Below are 18,343 nucleotides of genomic sequence, written 5' to 3' on the forward strand. Positions count from 1 at the left end.
TAAAAAGAAATCATTAATTTGCATAGAAAATGAACAAATAAAAAACCACAATTACTTTCGCAATTGTGGCTATTTAAATTTCGATTAGATTATTTTCAAATTACTCTTTCCTCCAAATTTTGGTTTCGTCAAAAACGTGTTGCAAAATAGCGGCTTCTTTCTCGTCAAAGTCAATATTCCTGCGACTCATTACTAATCGAGCGGTTTCAAAAGCTTTCCGGGTCATATACACAGTAGTACCTGCAGGCCCACCCCAAGAAAAACTCGGCACGAAGTTGCGTGGAAATCCAGCACCAAAAATATTGGCACTTACTCCTACCACGGTTCCTGTGTTGAACATGGTGTTGATACCACATTTGCTGTGGTCTCCCATCATTAATCCACAGAATTGAAGTCCCGTTTTTTCAAAACTTTCGGTTTCATAATCCCACAGTTTGACTTCTTCGTAATTATTTTTTAAGTTAGACGTATTAGTGTCGGCACCAATATTACACCATTCGCCTAGTACAGAATTTCCCAAAAACCCATCGTGACCTTTGTTAGAATAGGCAAATAATACCGCATTATTTACTTCTCCTCCAATTTTTGAAAAAGGACCAACGGTGGTTGCCCCATATATTTTTGCCATCATCTTCACGATAGCTCCTTCACACAAAGCAAAAGGGCCACGAATGACAGTGCCTTCCATAATTTCGGAATTTTTTCCAATATAAATTGGTCCATTTGTAGCATTCAAAGTTACAAACTCCAACTTTGCTCCTTCTTCAATAAATATATTTTCTTTATCTATTACATTAACACTCTTAGGAATGGGTTGCGATTTTCGATCTTCGGTTAAAAGCTCAAAATCTTCTTTAATCGCAGCCGCATTTTTGGAAAAGATATCATACGAATGCTCGATTCTCAAACAGTCACATTCGAATTCTATAATTTCATAAGAGTCAAAATTCACTTCCTCTTGTTCTTCATTTGTAAAAAAGGCAATTACATCCTCGCCTTTGAAAATAGCTTGATTAGAAGTTAGATTACTGACCATTTCGGCCAAAATTACATTGGGAAGAAAGGATGCGTTTATCATTACATTCTCTTCCATTTCCACCATTGGAAATTTATCCGACAAATACTCCTCGGTTAATGTCGTCGTGGTCGAACCCAAACGCATTTCCCATTTTTGACGAATGGTCATAATACCAATAAGAATATCAGCAACTGGACGTGTAAAGGTAAAAGGCAACAAAGCATTTCTAGCTGGTCCGTCAAAAAGTATATAATTCATAGTATGTTTTTTGATAGGAACAAGTCGCGACTTGTCCGTACTTATAGATTTCAAAGTTACAAAGTTTTGGACGCAATAAAAATAAAAAAAGTCCCGATAAAATCGGGACTTCGTATATTATTAAACTGATAAATATTATTTACCGTGTTTAGCGTATTTAGTTTTGAATTTATCAATACGTCCTGCAGTGTCGATAAGTTTAGATTTACCTGTGTAAAAAGGGTGAGAAGTTCTAGAGATCTCCATTTTCACAACTGGATATTCAACACCGTCAACAGTGATTGTTTCTCTTGTATCTGCAGTAGATTTAGTGATAAAAACGTCTTCATTTGACATGTCTTTAAATGCAACTAATCTGTAATTTTCTGGGTGAATTCCTTTTTTCATCTTTATTTATTTATTTTTTGAGCGTTTTAATTTTGAAGCTTTCTCGATTTCGAAAAAGGTGTAAATGCAACTACTCGTTTTGTTTAAAACCTAATTATTTATTTTGAGTGTGCAAATTTACACTAATTTTTCAATAATCAAATGTTTAGTTTGATTTTTTTTATAAACGTAAAAAACGAATTTTACCCTTGAATAAATTGGGAATTGTTATATTTGTAGATTATTAAATAAAAACTTTCAATTATGAACGAAATTATAAAGAAAAACGGAATTTCTTATGGGATTATTACAGGTGTTGTAAGCGCATTGATTACAACAGCTATTTATTCAATTGATTTAAATTTATTTGTAAAATGGTGGCTTGGGATTATAATATTCTTAGTTTACATCACTATTGGAATAATTTTATTATCAAAAACCAAAAAAGAATTAAAAGGTATCTTCTCATTTAAAGAGGCTTTTACTACTTATTTTATTTCTGCTGTTATTGGAATATTGATTTCTGTAGGTTTCAATATCCTTTTATTTAATGTTATTGACCCTTCGGCAAAGGATTCAATAAATGAAATTGTCATTAAATACACTGCCGAAACTATGCAAAATTTTGGCGCTCCATCGGCTTCAATCGCTGAGGCGGTTAAAAAAATGGAAGAAAACAATCCATATTCTACAATTGAACTATTAAAGAGTTCTATTTTTAGCATGGCAGGAAGTGCTCTTTTTGGATTATTATTAGCTTTAATCTTTAAAAGCAAACCTACTCAAGAATAAAAAATAAATGAATTTATCCATACTCATACCCCTTCTCAACGAAGACGAATCAATCAAAGAATTGTACACTTGGATTATCTCGGTAATGAAATCCAACAATTATTCGTACGAAGTTATTTTTATAGACGATGGAAGTTCTGACAATTCTTGGACAATTATCGAAGAATTAGCATCCGAAAATCCGAATGTAAAAGGCATTCGTTTTATGAAAAACTTTGGAAAATCACAAGCCTTACACGCTGGTTTTGCCAAAGCCCAAGGCGATGTCATCATCACGATGGATGCTGATTTACAAGACAGTCCCGAAGAAATTCCGGGCTTGTACGAAATGATTACAGCCCAAAATTATGATTTGGTTTCCGGTTGGAAAAAGAAAAGATACGATTCAATAGTTTCAAAAAATCTTCCTTCTAAATTATTCAATTGGGCTGCCAGAAAAACTTCGGGTGTAGAATTGAACGATTTTAATTGCGGATTGAAAGCTTACAAAAATATTGTTGTGAAAAACGTGGAGGTTTCGGGCGAAATGCACCGTTACATTCCGGTTTTGGCAAAAAATGCCGGTTTTGGAAAAATTGGCGAAAAAGTGGTGCAACACCAAGCCCGGAAATACGGAGAGACCAAATTTGGAATGGATCGTTTCGTCAATGGTTTTCTGGATTTAATCACAATTTGGTTTCTGTCCCGTTTTGGAAAAAGACCAATGCACTTGTTTGGTGCTTTAGGGTCAATAATGTTTATTATTGGATTCTTTGCTGCTGGTTTTATCGGATGTTCTAAACTTTACCATATGTACAACGGAATGCGATATAGTTTAGTAACCAACAATCCTTGGTTTTATATTTCGTTGACCACAATGATTTTAGGAACACAATTATTCTTGGCTGGATTTCTTGGCGAAATTATTTTAAGAACCAAGAACAATGAGGAACGCTATAAGGTTTCGAAGGAAATAAATTAAAAACTTGAGAACACAATTTGTGACCTCAAAACATTATAAAAAATATTCAATTTTAAAAAATAAATAAAATGGAAATCAAACAAAACATTTTAGACGCAGTAAACGAATGGCTTACGCCAACATTTGACACAAAAACACAAGAAGCAGTTATCGAAATGATGACTTCTTCGCCAAAAGATTTAGAAGAAAGTTTTTATAAAAATTTGGAATTTGGAACAGGCGGAATGCGCGGTGTTATGGGCGTTGGAAACAATCGCATCAACAAATACACGCTTGGAAAAAGCACCCAAGGACTTTCGGATTATTTAAAAATTGCTTTTCCGAACCAACCTTTGAAGGCCGTTATCGCTTTTGACTGTCGTCATAACAGCAAGACTTTGGCAAAAACTGTGGCCGATGTTTTCTCTGCGAATGGCATTCAAGTGTATTTATTTTCGGATTTGCGACCAACTCCAGAATTGTCTTTTGCGCTTAAATATTTAGGTTGTCAATGTGGAATTGTATTAACTGCATCGCACAATCCACCGGAATACAACGGTTACAAAGTATATTGGGAAGATGGTGGTCAAATCGTGCCTCCGCAAGATGGAGACATCATTAACACCATCGAAAATTTGAATTACAACCAAATTAAGTTTGACGCCAACGAAGATTTGATACAATATATCGATACAGAAATCGACCAAGCTTTCATCAAATCGACTATCGAAAATGCAAGTTTTGGAACATCGCAAGAAGCCAAAGACAATTTGAATATTGTATTTACTTCATTACATGGAACTTCGATTACTTTAGTTCCTGATACTTTTTTGCAAGCGAGATATAAAAACGTACATATCGTTGAAGAACAAAGAGTCCCAAATGGCGACTTTCCAACGGTGAAATCACCAAATCCTGAAGAGCCGGAGGCGTTGGCAATGGCAATGGCATTAGCTGACAAAACCAACTCGGATATTGTTGTTGGAACCGACCCAGATTGCGACAGATTGGGCGTTGCAGTTCGAAATAACGAAGGCAAAATGACTTTGTTGAACGGAAACCAAACGATGATTTTGATGACTGCATTTCTATTGAAAGAATGGAAAAAAGAGGACAAAATCAACGGAAAACAATTTGTGGGTTCGACTATTGTTTCCACTCCAATGATTATGGAATTGGCGACAGCTTATGGCGTAGAATGCAAAGTAGGTCTGACGGGTTTCAAATGGATTGCTAAAATGATCAAAGATTTCCCGGAATTAGAATTCATTGGTGGTGGCGAAGAAAGTTTTGGATATATGGTAGGCGATGCTGTTCGTGATAAGGATGCAGTAGCAGCCACTTTATTGATTTGCGAATTGGCGGCTCAAGCCAAAGCTAGCGGAAGTTCTATTTACAAAGAATTACAACAATTATATGTAGAACACGGTTTCTATAAAGAGCATTTGATTTCGATTACCAAAAAAGGAATGGAAGGTTTAGCTCAAATCAATCAAATGATGGTAGATTTACGTGAAAATCCTGTGAAAGAAATCAACGGACAACGTGTGATTATGTTGGAAGATTACAAATCATCTGTTGCTAAAAATCTATTGACAGGCGAAGAAGAAACGATGAACATTCCAAAATCGGACGTTTTGATTTATTATACTGAAGACGGTTCGAAAATTTGTGCTAGACCAAGTGGAACAGAACCAAAAATTAAATTTTACATCAGTGTAAATTCGCAATTGGATAACGTTCAAGATTTCACCGAAGTGGAAACTATTCTTGATAATAAAATCAAAAACATCATTGCTGCTATGCAGTTGAGTTAATTAAATACAACTAATTTTTTCTAAAGACCCGATAGCTCAAAAGCTTTCGGGTCTCATAAGGTAAAAACCAATTTAAATGAGTAATTTCAAAAAAATAGTTCCCTTCATAATTCCGTATAAAAAATATGCTTACGCAAACATATTTTTCAATGTATTGTATGCTCTTTTTGGAACCCTGTCTTTTGTATCATTAATTCCTATGATGCAAGTTTTATTTGACCAAACTAAGAAGAATTTAATAAAACCTATTTATGAAGGATTTATAAATACAGGACATTTTGTTGAGGACACAAAACTTTTTTTTGAGAGCACAAAACTTTTTTTTGAGAATTATTTATCCTATTACATAACAAATACAACACAAACATTTGGCGTAGGTTACACCTTGTCTATTATGGTGGTTGTGATAATATCTGTTTTTTTATTAAAAAATTTGAGTGATTATTTAGCAATGTTTTTTATCACTTTTTTGAGAAATGGTGTTTTGAGAGATATGCGAAATGCTATGTATAAAAAAACCATCAATTTGCCTATTTCCTTCTTTTCCGAAAAAAGAAAAGGAGATACCATTTCAAGGATTTCTGCCGATGTAAATGAAGTTCAAAATTCCTTCCTTTCTATTCTTGAAATTGCTGTAAAAGAGCCATTGACCATCATTTTTACGATCATTGCAATGCTTATGATAAGTTCAAAACTAACTCTTTTTGTGTTTGTTTTCATTCCAATTTCGGGTTATGTTATTTCACTTATTGGAAAACAATTAAAAAAGAAATCAACGCGAGCTCAAAACGAACAAGGCATATTTTTATCGACTATCGAAGAAACCCTTGGCGGATTGAAAGTGGTAAAAGGCTATAATTCTGAGAACTATTTCAACAAAATATTCCAAGAATCGACGGAACGATTTTTTGTTTTATCAAATAGCATTGGCAACAGACAAAATCTAGCTTCACCAGCAAGCGAATTTATGGGAATTATGGTTATCGCTATTTTGCTTTGGTACGGTGGACATATGGTTTTGATAGAAAAAACATTGAATGGCGCTTCATTTATTGCTTATATGGGGTTGGCTTATAATATTTTGACTCCTGCAAAAGCCATATCCAAAGCATCTTATGCTATCAAAAGAGGAAATGCAGCAGCAGAACGCGTATTGGAAATTCTCGAACAAGAAAACACAATTACCAGTAAAATTGATGCTGTAGAAAAATCAACTTTTCATTCTGAAATTGTGCTACAAAACATCAACTTCAAATACGAAGAAGAAACCGTTTTAAAGAACTTTTCACTCGAAGTTAAAAAAGGACAAACCGTGGCGCTTGTGGGTCAATCTGGAAGTGGAAAAAGTACGATTGCCAATTTATTGACTCGTTTTTATGATGTGAATGATGGAACAATTACTATTGATGCTGTTAATATTAAAGATTTGAATTTGCAGTCTCTTCGGGGTTTGATGGGATTGGTAACCCAAGACAGTATTTTGTTTAATGACACCATAAAAGCCAATATTTCGCTAGGAAAACTAGACGCAACCGACGATGAAATTATCGAAGCCTTGAAAATTGCTAATGCTTATGAATTTGTCCAAAATTTACCACTTGGAATTTACACCAACATTGGCGACAGCGGAAACAAACTTTCGGGCGGTCAAAAACAACGATTGTCTATTGCTCGAGCAGTTTTGAAAAATCCACCGATTATGATTTTGGACGAAGCCACTTCAGCTTTGGACACTGAAAGTGAAAAATTCGTGCAAGTGGCGTTAGAAAATATGATGCAAAACAGAACTTCGATTGTGATTGCACACCGTCTTTCGACCATTCAAAAAGCAGACAAGATTGTGGTAATGCAAAAAGGAGAAATCGTCGAACAAGGAACTCACGAAGAACTGATTGCCTTAAACGGAACATATACCAAATTGGTAACGATGCAGTCGTTTGAATAATAATTAAAATTTTAGACTTTTGGTTTTATAAAAACGAAATTTAACAGCAATGTATCTTAACAACAAAAACATAAGTCTTCCCGAAGATCCCGACACCGTTGTTTGGAAATACTTGGACTTGTCAAAGTTTCTTGATTTACTAATGTCACAGAAACTTTTTATGTCGCGTTCGGATAAGTTTGAAGATCAATACGAAGGAACTTTTAGCGAACCAACCTACGAGGAAATAAAAAAACTTTCTGTAAATAATCCTGAATTTCTTAATTATTACAAATCACATCGCGAAAAAGTAGCCGTCAGTAGTTGGCACATCAACGAATACGAATCGTTTGCAATGTGGCAAATTTTCACTCAAAACAGTGAAGGTTTAGCGATACAATCTACGATTGGAAGATTACAAAATGCTGTAATTCCGGAAAAAAAATACGATCAGTACATTGGCGAAGTGAACTATATTGATTACAAAAAAGAGTACATTCCGTTTGACGATATGTTTTTCCCTTTCTTATTCAAGCGAAAAAGTTTTCAGTACGAGAGAGAAGTTCGCATCATTTCGGATGTGACTCAAAGCAACATCAAATTGAACGATGGTCTAAAAATAAATGTGGACATCAATCAATTAATTGAAAAAATCTACATCCATCCCAAGTCAGAAAACTGGTATAAAAACCTCGTAATTCAATTGGTAAAACAATTGGGTTTCGATTTTACGATAGAAAAATCAGATTTGGAGAGTGATATTTTGATTTGATTAAAACCTCATATTGACCTTCACATTAAAAACACGTGTAGTCATATAATTTGGAATCGCGTATTGATTTTTGGAATACACATCACGAACCCAAGTATTGGTAATGGCGTTTTGATTGTCGAAAAGGTTGAAAATTTCTAATCCAATGGCCAATTCTTTGAAACTTTGTAGCCATCTTTTTGAAGTTGGATTTTGTTCATCAATTAAAACTTTAGAAAATCCCACATCGGCACGACGATAATCTCGCAATCTGTTTTGATAAAAATAAGGATCAGCATACGAAGGCGAGCCACCTGGTAATCCTGTGTTGTAAACCAAATTCAGGTATAATTTTATGCTTGGAATCTTTGGCATATAATCTTGAAACAAAAGGGCAAATTTCAATCTTTGGTCGGTTGGCCTGGATATATAACCTTTGTTTTCAATATTTTCTTCGGTTTTTAAATAGCCAAAGCTGAACCAAGATTCAGTTCCGGGAACAAATTCTCCGTTCAATCTAAAATCAAATCCTTCGGCATAGGCTTTTGCATTATTGGCGGCAGCATAACGAATTCGAACATTGTCCAAAGTATATGGATTCACGTCTGTCAAGGATTTATAATACAATTCCGAAACCATTTTGAAAGGGCGATCCCACATTTTAAAACTATAATCATTACTCAAAACAATATGTATGGATTGTTGCGCTTTGACATCGGGTTGCACAACTCCATTAGCATCACGCAATTCACGATACGAAGGCGGCTGATGGTACAATCCTCCTGAAAGTCTAAAAAACATATCCTTGTTCCAATTGGGTTTCAACGAAAATTGCGCTCTTGGACTAAAAGTAATTTGGTTTGTACTCGTAATATTGTCGCCAGAAACCATCCAATTTTGAGAACGAACGCCCGCATTCATCCAAACTTCGTTGCTACCAATATATCCTTTTCGACTCCATTGGGCATAACCCGAAAATCGGTTGATGTCAACAAAATTTGTCGCTCTCACATTTTGATACGGAACCAATGGACCTGTATATGGTGAATACGGTTGGTCGTTTTTTGGTAAAAATTCAATAGGGGGATTTATAGAAAATCCAGCCGAATCAATCACTTCCCATTCAATCACTCTGTCCCGAATAGATTCGCGGGTAAATTTAGCTCCCCATTCGAATTGGTTTTTTTTCCAATTGTGAATTCCTTTTAATTCAGTATTGATAATTAAAGCATCTAAATCATTTCTGGCATGATTGAGTTGTGCTCCAATTCCTCTAGTGAAAGCAACATCTCCAAAATTTTCAGAACCAAAATTAGAATCCACTTCGCCCAAACGGTATTGCGCTAAAATATCATAATATTCTTGTTCTTGCGTATGATAAGCAGAAGCAATCAATTTATATGTAGTGTTTTTCGAGGCAGTATAAGTAGATTTTACTGCACCAAAAACGGTAGTGTATTTGTCTTTTTCTTGTCCTTCATAATAAATCAACAAAGCCATTGGATCTTGAATAGTACCAAAATTGGTCTGACGGCTTAAGGGTTGGTATTTGTAATCGTTGGAAGAAATATTACCTAAAAAACTAAATTCCCATTTGTCCGAAGGCTTAAAATTAACATTCGTTTGAAAATCGGCAAATACGGGCGTATAATTGGTTTGCGTTTCTTGGCTATCCACCAAAAGTGAATTATTGCGATAGCGAATTCCAGAAACTTCAGACCATTTACCGTTTTTAGAAACCGCATCTACGGCTAGGCTTGCACCTAGCAAACTAGCTTCGGCTACCGCTCCAAATTGGATTGGAGTTCGATAGGTAATATCTAAAACAGAAGATAATTTATCACCAAATTTAGACTGAAAACCTCCGGCCGAAAAATCAACATTTTGAACTAAATCGGTATTTGTAAAACTCAATCCTTCTTGTTGACCGGAACGAATTAGGAAAGGACGATAGACTTCGATTTCGTTTACATAAACTAAATTTTCATCATAATTTCCGCCTCGAACGGCATATTGGGTACTCAATTCATTATTGGAATTTACACCTGGTAAGGATTTTAAAATATTTTCGACACCTGGATTGGCGCCAGGAATTTTCCGAATCATTTCGGGTTCTAAAACTGTAACTCCTTGAACTCTTTTTTTATTATTAACAGTAATAATTACTTCACCCATTTGTTCATCTTTGTCGTTCATAACCAAATTGAACTCGTAATCTTCATCTGGCTTTAGGGTAATAGCAACTGTAGCTTTTTTTAAAGAAATATGCGAAAAAACAACGACAACCTTCTGATTTGCAGAAACTTTCAAAATATAAAAACCATTGACATTGGATCTAGTCCCAATATCTTGGCTCGACACATTAACATTGGAAACTGGTTGATTATTTTTATCAAGAATAACACCTTTTATTTGAGCAGATTGAGCGAAAGCAACTGACCCTAAACAGAAAAAAAGGAAAACAAGTATTATTTTATTTAAACCCAAGGAATTTGATTTTATTGTTTTTGACTTCTAAAAAACTGAGTTTCAAAGATAGTAGAATTTCCTAAATTATCCATCACAATAATTTTTAATTCATTGGATCCTTCGGCAACAATTCCGTCGCTAAAATTATGGGTTATTTTCTTGGTTTTGTTGTCATATTCGAATAAAATCCATTTCCCGTTCAAATAACCATTATAGGATTTTATGCCTGATAAATCATCGCTAATAGTGAACTGAATAAACTTTTTATCCGTTAACCATTTGCCTTCAATGGATTTTGAAATACTGATTTTTGGAGGAATTATGTCTAAAACTAGAGCGTATTTGCCTAAAGTTTTAACATTAATCTTAAAAACACTGTCTTTTCGAAAGGTATGATTATATCCAATCTTGTTGGAACCAATTGAGCCAATAAACACTTTTTCTCTTTGAGCTTCGCTGAATTTATGATCTTCGATTTCGATAGTAAAATTAGAATGTGCGGGAACGGTATCACTATGAAGAAATAAAGTGTCGTTTATAACATCAAAATTCAAATTGAAATCTTCATAGAAAGTATTTGGTGGAAAGAAAACCGACATATTTTCTTTAGTAAAATTGGATTCATTTTTTGCTTTTACAAAATATTTAGAAACAGGTTCTTTGGTTATAATAACAGGCAAAACTTCATTGACAATTGGAATGGTTACGGTGGTCAAATTTCCGTAAAAATCAGAAACTTCTACACGGTATTGAGTAGTCAAATTGGGCACAACATTTACAATACCATTTCTTGCATCTGTTTTGATAATACTTAAATTGAAAGGGCTTTTCATAAACAACTTTTGGACTCTTTGCAGAGTTTTTTTATACATTGAATAGTCTATCAAAGCATTTATATAACGCATTTCATCAAAAGAATACGTATCAAATTGATAACCAAAATTAGGCATTCCGTTATAAAATGTTTGCACTTTATACACCCCATTCTTATTAAATGAAACATCATCATAATCGAAAGTATTGATGCCAAAACCAATTCTGCCATTAGCAATGACCTTATCAGCAAGATAAGTTCCGTCTCTCTGTAAAACAAGATTAAGCAATAAAGGTCTTTTAGATTGATTTACTAAAGTTTCATTATCTAAAGGATAGACATATATGTTGTAAATAATGGGTTTTTTAGTGTCTTTCAAGAATTTATCAAAGCCAAAAAGCATTGGATTGATAATATTCTCGGTAACATTATCACGAAATTCGAAATGTAAATGTGGCCCTTCAGAAGCTCCTGAATTTCCGGAAAATCCAATGGTCTGCCCTTTCGTGACTACTAATTCTCCTGGTTTGAGATACTTTTCAATTTCAAAAGATTGTTCCTCATAATGCGTTTTTTTGATAAAATCTTCTATCGCATCTGTTGCTCTTTGTAAATGACCGTAAACCGAAGTATAGCCATTAGAATGAGTAATATAAATCGTTTTACCGTTTCCAAAGGTTGAAATTTTTATTCTTGAGACATAGCCATCAGCCACAGCATGAACTTCTAACCCTTCCCTTTGCATGGTTTTTAAATCAAAACCTGCATGAAAATGATTGGGTCTCAATTCCCCAAAATTTCCTGACAACTGCATTGGAATATCCAGTGGAGGACTAAAATAATCTTTTGGATAATCGACTTGGGCAAAAACAGAACCGTAAAAAAGGATGAAAAACAGGTTAAATCTCATAGAATTCATTTTTGCTAAGATAAAAAAAAGTAGTTTACAAAAATTTATATAGGCATCTAAAATTATAATCAACTGTTATACTGACAATTGATTTTTTTTATATAAAAAAGCTAATAAAATATTGTAAAAATAAAAAGGAATACTAACTTTGTAAGATTAAGTAATACTTAGGAAGAATATGAGTGTAATTGTAGAAATAATTGATACTCTTGAAAATAAGATTGAAAAACTGTTTGCAAAAATAAATAGTTTGGAGAAAAAATCTCAAGATTTGAAAATTGAATTAACAAAATCTGCAGCTATCATACAAAATCAGTCTCAAGAAATTGAAGGTCTAAAAGCACAGTATGAAACACTAAAAATAGCCAACGCATTACTAGGCAGTGAAGAGAATAAAAGAGATACAAAGCTTAAAATAAATTCATTAATTCGTGAAATTGATTACTGTATAGCACAACTATCAGATTAATAAAAGATATGGACGAAAAGCTTAAAATTAAGATATCGATTGCGGACAGAGTCTACCCATTAACCGTAGAACTCTCTCAAGAAGAAGGACTTAGAAGCGCTTCGAAGAAAATTGATACGATGATAAAGCAATTTGAAGAAAATTATGCCGTTCGCGACAAACAAGATGTACTAGCCATGTGTGCTTTGCAATTTGCGTCTCAAACAGAACAAAAGCAAATTGATAATGCTATCGATGGTGTAGCAACTATAGAAAGAATTAAAAAAATCAATGCGCTTTTAGATCAATATCTCCTAGATTAAACACGTTCTTTACAGAAACTAAGATACTGCCTACATTAGTTCACATTTGGTAAACTCAACACTAACAATTTAGAATGAGCAAATCATCGTTACTATAGCAAGCCAATTCAGTTTGGAAGCTTGAACAGCGAGTTAGCTCAAAACTTGTATTTCCGAGTTTATTCAAGCAATCTAATGTAGGCTTTTTTTATATATAAATTTTAACAACTATGGACATTTTAACAATAATTATTTCAGGAATTGTAGGTATTGCAGGAGGTTTTGGATTAGCCAAAATAATCGAAAAAAGTAACATTTCTAATTTGATTAAAAGCGCAAAAAAAGAAGCTACTTCCATCTTAAAAGATGCTAATCTTGAAGCCGAAAACATCAAAAAAGATAAAATACTTCAAGCGAAAGAGAAATTTATCGAATTAAAATCAGAACACGAACAAGTAATCCTTTCTCGCGATCAAAAGATGGCGGAAGTAGAAAAAAGAATTCGAGACAAAGAATCCCAAGTTTCGAATGAATTGTCGAAAGCTAAGAAAGTAAATGATGATTTTGAAACAAAAACAATAGAATACACAGCTAAAATTGAAACTTTAGACAAAAAACAAGTAGAAGTTGACAGATTGCACAAAAGCCACCTTCAACAACTAGAAGTTATCGCTGGTTTATCTACTGAAGATGCCAAAAATCAGTTAATTGAAGGCTTAAGAGCTGAGGCCAAAACTCAGGCTATGTCACACATTCAAGACACTATTGAAGAAGCAAAATTAACAGCACAACAAGAAGCAAAGAAAATTATCATCAACACCATTCAAAGAGTTGGAACAGAAGAAGCTGTAGAAAATTGCGTTTCTGTTTTTAACATAGAATCTGATGATGTAAAAGGTAGAATTATTGGGCGTGAAGGTAGAAACATTAGAGCAATTGAAGCCGCAACCGGAGTAGAAATCATTGTAGATGACACACCAGAAGCTATCATTCTTTCTTGTTTTGACCCCGTTCGTAGAGAAATTGCACGTTTGGCTTTGCATAAATTAGTAACTGACGGAAGAATTCACCCAGCACGTATCGAAGAAGTGGTGGCTAAAACCACCAAACAAATTGACGACGAAATCATCGAAGTGGGTAAACGTACTGTAATCGATTTAGGAATTCACGGATTACACCCAGAGTTAATCAAAGTGGTTGGACGTATGAAATACCGTTCGTCTTACGGGCAAAACTTATTGCAACACTCTCGCGAAGTGTCTAAACTTTGTGGAATTATGGCTGCCGAATTAGGATTGAATGTGAAACTAGCCAAAAGAGCTGGTTTACTGCACGATATTGGTAAAGTTCCAGATGCCGAAAGTGATTTACCTCACGCTTTATTAGGAATGCAATGGGCGGAGAAATATGGCGAAAAAGAAGAAGTTTGCAACGCTATTGGAGCACACCACGACGAGATCGAAATGAAATCATTGTTATCGCCAATTGTTCAAGTTTGTGATGCTATTTCAGGTGCTAGACCAGGCGCTAGAAGACAGGTTTTAGATTCCTACATTCAACGTTTGAAAGACTTAGAAGAAGTAGCTTATGGATTTGGCGGTGTGAAAAATGCGTATGCCATTCAAGCAGGTAGAGAACTACGTGTGATTGTAGAAAGCGAAAAGGTTTCTGATGAAAATGCAGCCACTTTATCCTTTGAAATTTCACAAAAAATTCAAACCGAAATGACCTATCCTGGCCAAGTAAAAGTTACCGTAATTAGAGAAACAAGAGCGGTAAATATTGCAAAATAGATTTCAGATTGCAGGTGGCCGTTTTCAGATGAAAGCATAGATTATTTAAAAAAATGACTTGTTGAACAAAAGTCATTTTTTTTATCTGCAACCTAAAATCTGCTGTCTGCTAACTATCTTCTCGGATGAAAATTATTGATTACTTCTGTTAAAAACCTCCTATCCAGATGCACATAAATTTCCGTAGTAGTTATCGATTCGTGCCCTAGCATTAACTGAATCGAACGCAAATCGGCACCATTCTCCAGAAGATGGGTGGCAAACGAATGGCGCAAAGTATGAGGGCTGATGCTTTTTTTTAGTTCAATTTTAGCTGCTAAACCTTTGATTATCGTAAAAATCATTGCTCTTGTCAACTGACTTCCTCTCCTATTTAAGAACAAAGTATCTTCGTGACCTTTCTTTATATTCAAATCATTTCGTTTGTAATCTCTATAAATTTGGATGTATTTTTGAGTCAAATTCCCTATGGGAACTAAACGTTGTTTATTCCCTTTTCCGGTAATTTTAATGAAGCCCTCATCAAAAAATAAATCAGAAATCTTCAAGGAAACCAATTCCGAAACCCGAAGCCCACAACCATAAAGCGTTTCCAACATTGCTCGATTTCGTTCGCCTTCATTGGAACTCAAATCTATTGCCGAAATTAAAGCATCAATTTCATCGACTGATAAAGTATCGGGGAGTTTTCGACCTGTTTTGGGAGTTTCAATCAATTCCATGGGATTGTCTAAGCGATAATCTTCAAAAATTAAATAGCTAAAAAAACTTTTTAATCCCGAAATTATTCTGGCCTGCGAACGTGGATTTACTTCTTTTGAAACACTATAAATAAACTGCTGAATCGTTTCTTCGCTTATCTTTATGGGCGAAACTGAGAAATTATTTTCCTCCAAAAAAAGACACAACCGTTCTATATCAAAAGAATAATTTTCGATGGTGTTTTTAGATAATCCTCTTTCAATCCTAAGATAAGACTGATAATTTTTGATATCTGTTTTCCAGTTCATATAAGCAAAGTAAAGCTATTTTTGGACATAAAAAAACCACGCAAATGCGTGGTTTGATTTTATAAAGAAAAAATTATTTCCCCCATTTTCCTCCTCCAACAAAAAATCCGATGTGGATACCTAAATAGGCGTTTTTTGCAGTTCCTTTTTTAACACCGTTTATATCTTCTAAATCAGAATCAGGAATAAAATTATATTCTAACCCCATTCTAAATCCCGCCCATTCAAAACCTCCACGAATTAAACCGCCAAATGCACCAGATACAGCAGGTGAATATTCAGTAGTTGAATCACCGCCAGTATTTTCATCCACTTCAACATTTGCTAGTGAATAGTAACCAAGTCCACCTCCAACATAAGGGGCAAAAGAACTGCCTGATTTATGAAAATAATAATCATAGGTTCCAACATAGGAACCGCTAGCGGAAACTTTTGCAGAGGGAGAATTAGCATCAGTATTTATATCTTTAACAATTGCTGCTATCCCAAACCTTAAACCAATATTCATATTGTCATTAATATTGAATTTAGGTTCTAAAGAAAACATCACTCCTCCACCCCCTCCTGAAGGAACAAAACCTAAGTCTAAACCAACTCTAAATTTTCCTTGTTCTTGTGAATACCCATAAGTAAAAGCCAAAGCTAACAGGACTACTAAAATAATTTTTTTCATAATTTATATATTTAAAGATTACACACCTAATACTTGTTAAAATTAATAAAATATTTTATTATTAGACTATTTTCTGTATAAATTATTAGAAATGAATCGAAAAAAGAAATAATAACCTACAATACAATAAAATTATCTTCTTACAAAATGCAATAAAAAAACACCCTTTCGGATTGTTTCAAACAGCCTTTAGTTAACTTAAATTACCATTTGTACAACAATCCGAAATCTGGAGTAGCAAAAATGTTATTAAACAAGTTTATATTTAAATCACTTGAATTTGATCCACTTTCAGGATTCACGTTGTTATAGCTCAAAATATTTGCTAATTAGAATGTTGTTGCTCAATGAGAAGCAAAGAAATAGTTCAATCCCAAATCGATGTTGGCATTCATAGCACTATTAGTGTTTTAGTTTCCGTTATTTATTTGTGTTGAGATAAAAGAATAACCCAATCCAATTTCACCATAAGCATTGAAGCTTTTACTAGCGCCTAAATACAAGAAATAATAACGAGCGAAAGCACCAATACCAAATTACCTACTTTATTGTTTGCATTGTCTTGACTTGCAAGAGCTAAAAACCTCCAATAGCCCATTTATCATCAATCATATAAGCCATTTTTAGAAACCATTATCTGGAACATCTTGTGCGTTTGCAATACCAGATGTGAAAATCGAAACTACTATAAAATATTTTTTTTCGTTTTTATTTTTAGTTAATAATCCAAATTTAAAATAAAACAAAAAAAACAAGTAATAAACATGATTCAAGGGTTACCGACAAACTTATTAACCTATTTTTTAATAATTACTCGTTTAAAAGCTTTTATTTTTATCATATTCTATATTTTCCACTTATGGAATCCATCTATATTAAAACAAAAAAGTTGAATTACTTTGGAGAAATACAATATATATACTATTATGTAGTTTTAAATTAAGTCCCTAATCTATACAATTAAAAAATTATGAAAAAAGCAATCTTAATTACCGTTTTACTTCTTGTAGCATCTTTTAATATGCAAGCACAAATATTTAAATTAGGCATAAAAGCTGGTTTAAATTACGCAAATCAAACAGGATCAGAAATAACAATTAACAGTTCCAATTATAAAACTTCAGCCATTACAAGTTACCACGCTGGCTTAATCGCAGAAATTAAACTTATAGATAGTTTCGCCATACAACCCGAATTACTATATTCTACACAAGGAGCTAATTACAAAAATGCAATTGAAGAATTCGACAATGAATTGGGCTATTTATCCATTCCTGTTTTGGCAAAAATCAATTTGAATAAAGTCATAAGCATCGAATTAGGCCCACAAACTTCCTTTTTATTGAGCGAAAAAAATAATTTTGACGTCAGAGATGCAAATTCTTTCGAATTTGCAATCGTTGGAGGTTTAGGTATAAACATTACTAATCATTTATTTATACAGGGACGTTATTGCTTGGGATTAACCGATGCCTCAAAGGACGCTGAAGTTAAAAACTCTGTTGTTCAAGTTTCAGCAGGTATTAAATTCTAAGAAAAATAATAAATTTTATTAAAACCGTTCCAATTTATGGAAGGGTTTTTTTATTTTTACAAAAAACATTTTATGAAAATTTGCATCATCAACGGACCAAACCTCAACTTATTGGGAAAACGCGAACCAGAAATATATGGCTCACAAACTTTTGAAGAGTATCTTGAAATCTTGAAAAGTAAATTTTCAAACGTGGAATTGACCTATTTTCAAAGTAATATCGAAGGCGAATTGATTGGTAAAATTCAAGAATTTGGTTTTTCATATGATGGAATTATTATCAATGCCGGCGCATACACTCATACTTCAATTGGCATTGGCGACGCCATAAAAAGCATAACAACTCCGGTGGTCGAAGTACATATTTCGAATACTTTTTCGCGCGAAAGTTTCCGTCATCAATCTTATATTTCTGGAAATGCTAAAGGTGTAATTCTAGGTTTTGGAATGAAAAGTTACGAATTGGCGATCACTTCTTTTTTGTAGTTTCCCATTAATTTCGTTACGATTTGTTTAGCATTTAA

Annotated in this window: 16 protein-coding genes; 10 read left to right on the plus strand and 6 right to left on the minus strand. The window is 33.8% G+C overall.

The window, feature by feature from the left end; all coding sequences use genetic code 11:
* Window positions 1–100: 100 nt before the first annotated feature.
* Both FNW17_RS12755 and FNW17_RS12760 read right to left on the minus strand, forming a co-directional pair.
* Entirely contained in the window at window positions 101–1,276 is a 1,176-nt protein-coding gene (locus tag FNW17_RS12755) for a GlmU family protein (protein ID WP_144071833.1), read from the minus strand.
* Window positions 1,277–1,411: 135 nt separating this feature from the next.
* Complete coding sequence (locus FNW17_RS12760; protein ID WP_143391223.1) at window positions 1,412–1,663, minus strand: type B 50S ribosomal protein L31; 252 nt, start codon at window positions 1,661–1,663, stop codon at window positions 1,412–1,414.
* A gap of 243 nt (window positions 1,664–1,906) precedes the next feature.
* On the opposite strand from FNW17_RS12760, the gene FNW17_RS12765 reads away from it, so the two are divergent.
* The 5 genes from FNW17_RS12765 to FNW17_RS12785 all read left to right on the plus strand — a co-directional run bounded on the left by FNW17_RS12765 (window position 1,907) and on the right by FNW17_RS12785 (window position 7,887).
* On the plus strand, window positions 1,907–2,434 hold the full coding sequence (locus tag FNW17_RS12765) for a DUF4199 domain-containing protein (RefSeq protein ID WP_235892994.1): 528 nt from the start codon (window positions 1,907–1,909) through the stop codon (window positions 2,432–2,434).
* Between the two features lie 7 nt (window positions 2,435–2,441).
* On the plus strand, window positions 2,442–3,395 hold the full coding sequence (locus FNW17_RS12770) for a glycosyltransferase family 2 protein (RefSeq protein ID WP_143391225.1): 954 nt from the start codon (window positions 2,442–2,444) through the stop codon (window positions 3,393–3,395).
* A gap of 68 nt (window positions 3,396–3,463) precedes the next feature.
* The gene (locus FNW17_RS12775; protein WP_144071834.1) at window positions 3,464–5,191 is read left to right on the plus strand and encodes a phospho-sugar mutase; all 1,728 of its coding nucleotides are present in this window, start codon (window positions 3,464–3,466) and stop codon (window positions 5,189–5,191) included.
* Window positions 5,192–5,267: 76 nt separating this feature from the next.
* Window positions 5,268–7,136 carry an ABC transporter ATP-binding protein gene (locus tag FNW17_RS12780; protein ID WP_144071835.1) on the plus strand — a complete coding sequence of 623 codons (1,869 nt, stop codon included), beginning with the start codon at window positions 5,268–5,270 and terminating at the stop codon, window positions 7,134–7,136.
* A 49-nt stretch (window positions 7,137–7,185) separates the two neighbouring features.
* Window positions 7,186–7,887 (plus strand): hypothetical protein, encoded by a 702-nt coding sequence (locus FNW17_RS12785; protein ID WP_144071836.1) that lies wholly within the window; start codon window positions 7,186–7,188, stop codon window positions 7,885–7,887.
* On the opposite strand, the gene FNW17_RS12790 is transcribed toward FNW17_RS12785, so the two are convergent.
* Together FNW17_RS12790 and FNW17_RS12795 are read right to left on the minus strand one after the other, a co-directional pair.
* Window positions 7,888–10,353, minus strand: coding sequence for a TonB-dependent receptor (locus FNW17_RS12790; RefSeq protein WP_144071837.1), 2,466 nt, complete (start codon window positions 10,351–10,353; stop codon window positions 7,888–7,890).
* A gap of 11 nt (window positions 10,354–10,364) precedes the next feature.
* On the minus strand, window positions 10,365–12,059 hold the full coding sequence (locus FNW17_RS12795) for a M23 family metallopeptidase (RefSeq protein WP_144071838.1): 1,695 nt from the start codon (window positions 12,057–12,059) through the stop codon (window positions 10,365–10,367).
* A gap of 178 nt (window positions 12,060–12,237) precedes the next feature.
* Here FNW17_RS12795 and FNW17_RS12800 point away from each other — a divergent pair, with 178 nt between their 5' ends.
* From FNW17_RS12800 to rny, 3 genes are all read left to right on the plus strand, one after another.
* Window positions 12,238–12,528, plus strand: coding sequence for a hypothetical protein (locus FNW17_RS12800; RefSeq protein ID WP_143391231.1), 291 nt, complete (start codon window positions 12,238–12,240; stop codon window positions 12,526–12,528).
* An 8-nt stretch (window positions 12,529–12,536) separates the two neighbouring features.
* Window positions 12,537–12,830: a cell division protein ZapA gene (locus FNW17_RS12805; RefSeq protein WP_143391232.1), complete on the plus strand. Its 294-nt coding sequence runs from the start codon at window positions 12,537–12,539 to the stop codon at window positions 12,828–12,830.
* Between the two features lie 209 nt (window positions 12,831–13,039).
* Window positions 13,040–14,602: a ribonuclease Y gene (gene rny / locus FNW17_RS12815; protein WP_143391233.1), complete on the plus strand. Its 1,563-nt coding sequence runs from the start codon at window positions 13,040–13,042 to the stop codon at window positions 14,600–14,602.
* Between the two features lie 113 nt (window positions 14,603–14,715).
* Here rny and xerD read toward each other — a convergent pair whose 3' ends face one another.
* Complete coding sequence (gene xerD / locus FNW17_RS12820; protein WP_126563193.1) at window positions 14,716–15,612, minus strand: site-specific tyrosine recombinase XerD; 897 nt, start codon at window positions 15,610–15,612, stop codon at window positions 14,716–14,718.
* Window positions 15,613–15,685: 73 nt separating this feature from the next.
* Window positions 15,686–16,285, minus strand: a complete 600-nt coding sequence (locus FNW17_RS12825; protein ID WP_143391929.1) for a porin family protein — start codon at window positions 16,283–16,285, stop codon at window positions 15,686–15,688.
* Window positions 16,286–17,255: 970 nt separating this feature from the next.
* Between FNW17_RS12825 and FNW17_RS12830 the strand changes: the two genes are divergently transcribed.
* Window positions 17,256–17,819, plus strand: a complete 564-nt coding sequence (locus tag FNW17_RS12830) for a porin family protein (RefSeq protein ID WP_144071839.1) — start codon at window positions 17,256–17,258, stop codon at window positions 17,817–17,819.
* 72 nt (window positions 17,820–17,891) lie between these two features.
* Window positions 17,892–18,305, plus strand: coding sequence for a type II 3-dehydroquinate dehydratase (aroQ, locus tag FNW17_RS12835; protein ID WP_143391931.1), 414 nt, complete (start codon window positions 17,892–17,894; stop codon window positions 18,303–18,305).
* The last annotated feature ends 38 nt before the right edge of the window (window positions 18,306–18,343 follow it).

This window comes from Flavobacterium franklandianum (assembly GCF_007097365.1).
In the GTDB taxonomy this organism is placed as follows: domain Bacteria; phylum Bacteroidota; class Bacteroidia; order Flavobacteriales; family Flavobacteriaceae; genus Flavobacterium; species Flavobacterium franklandianum.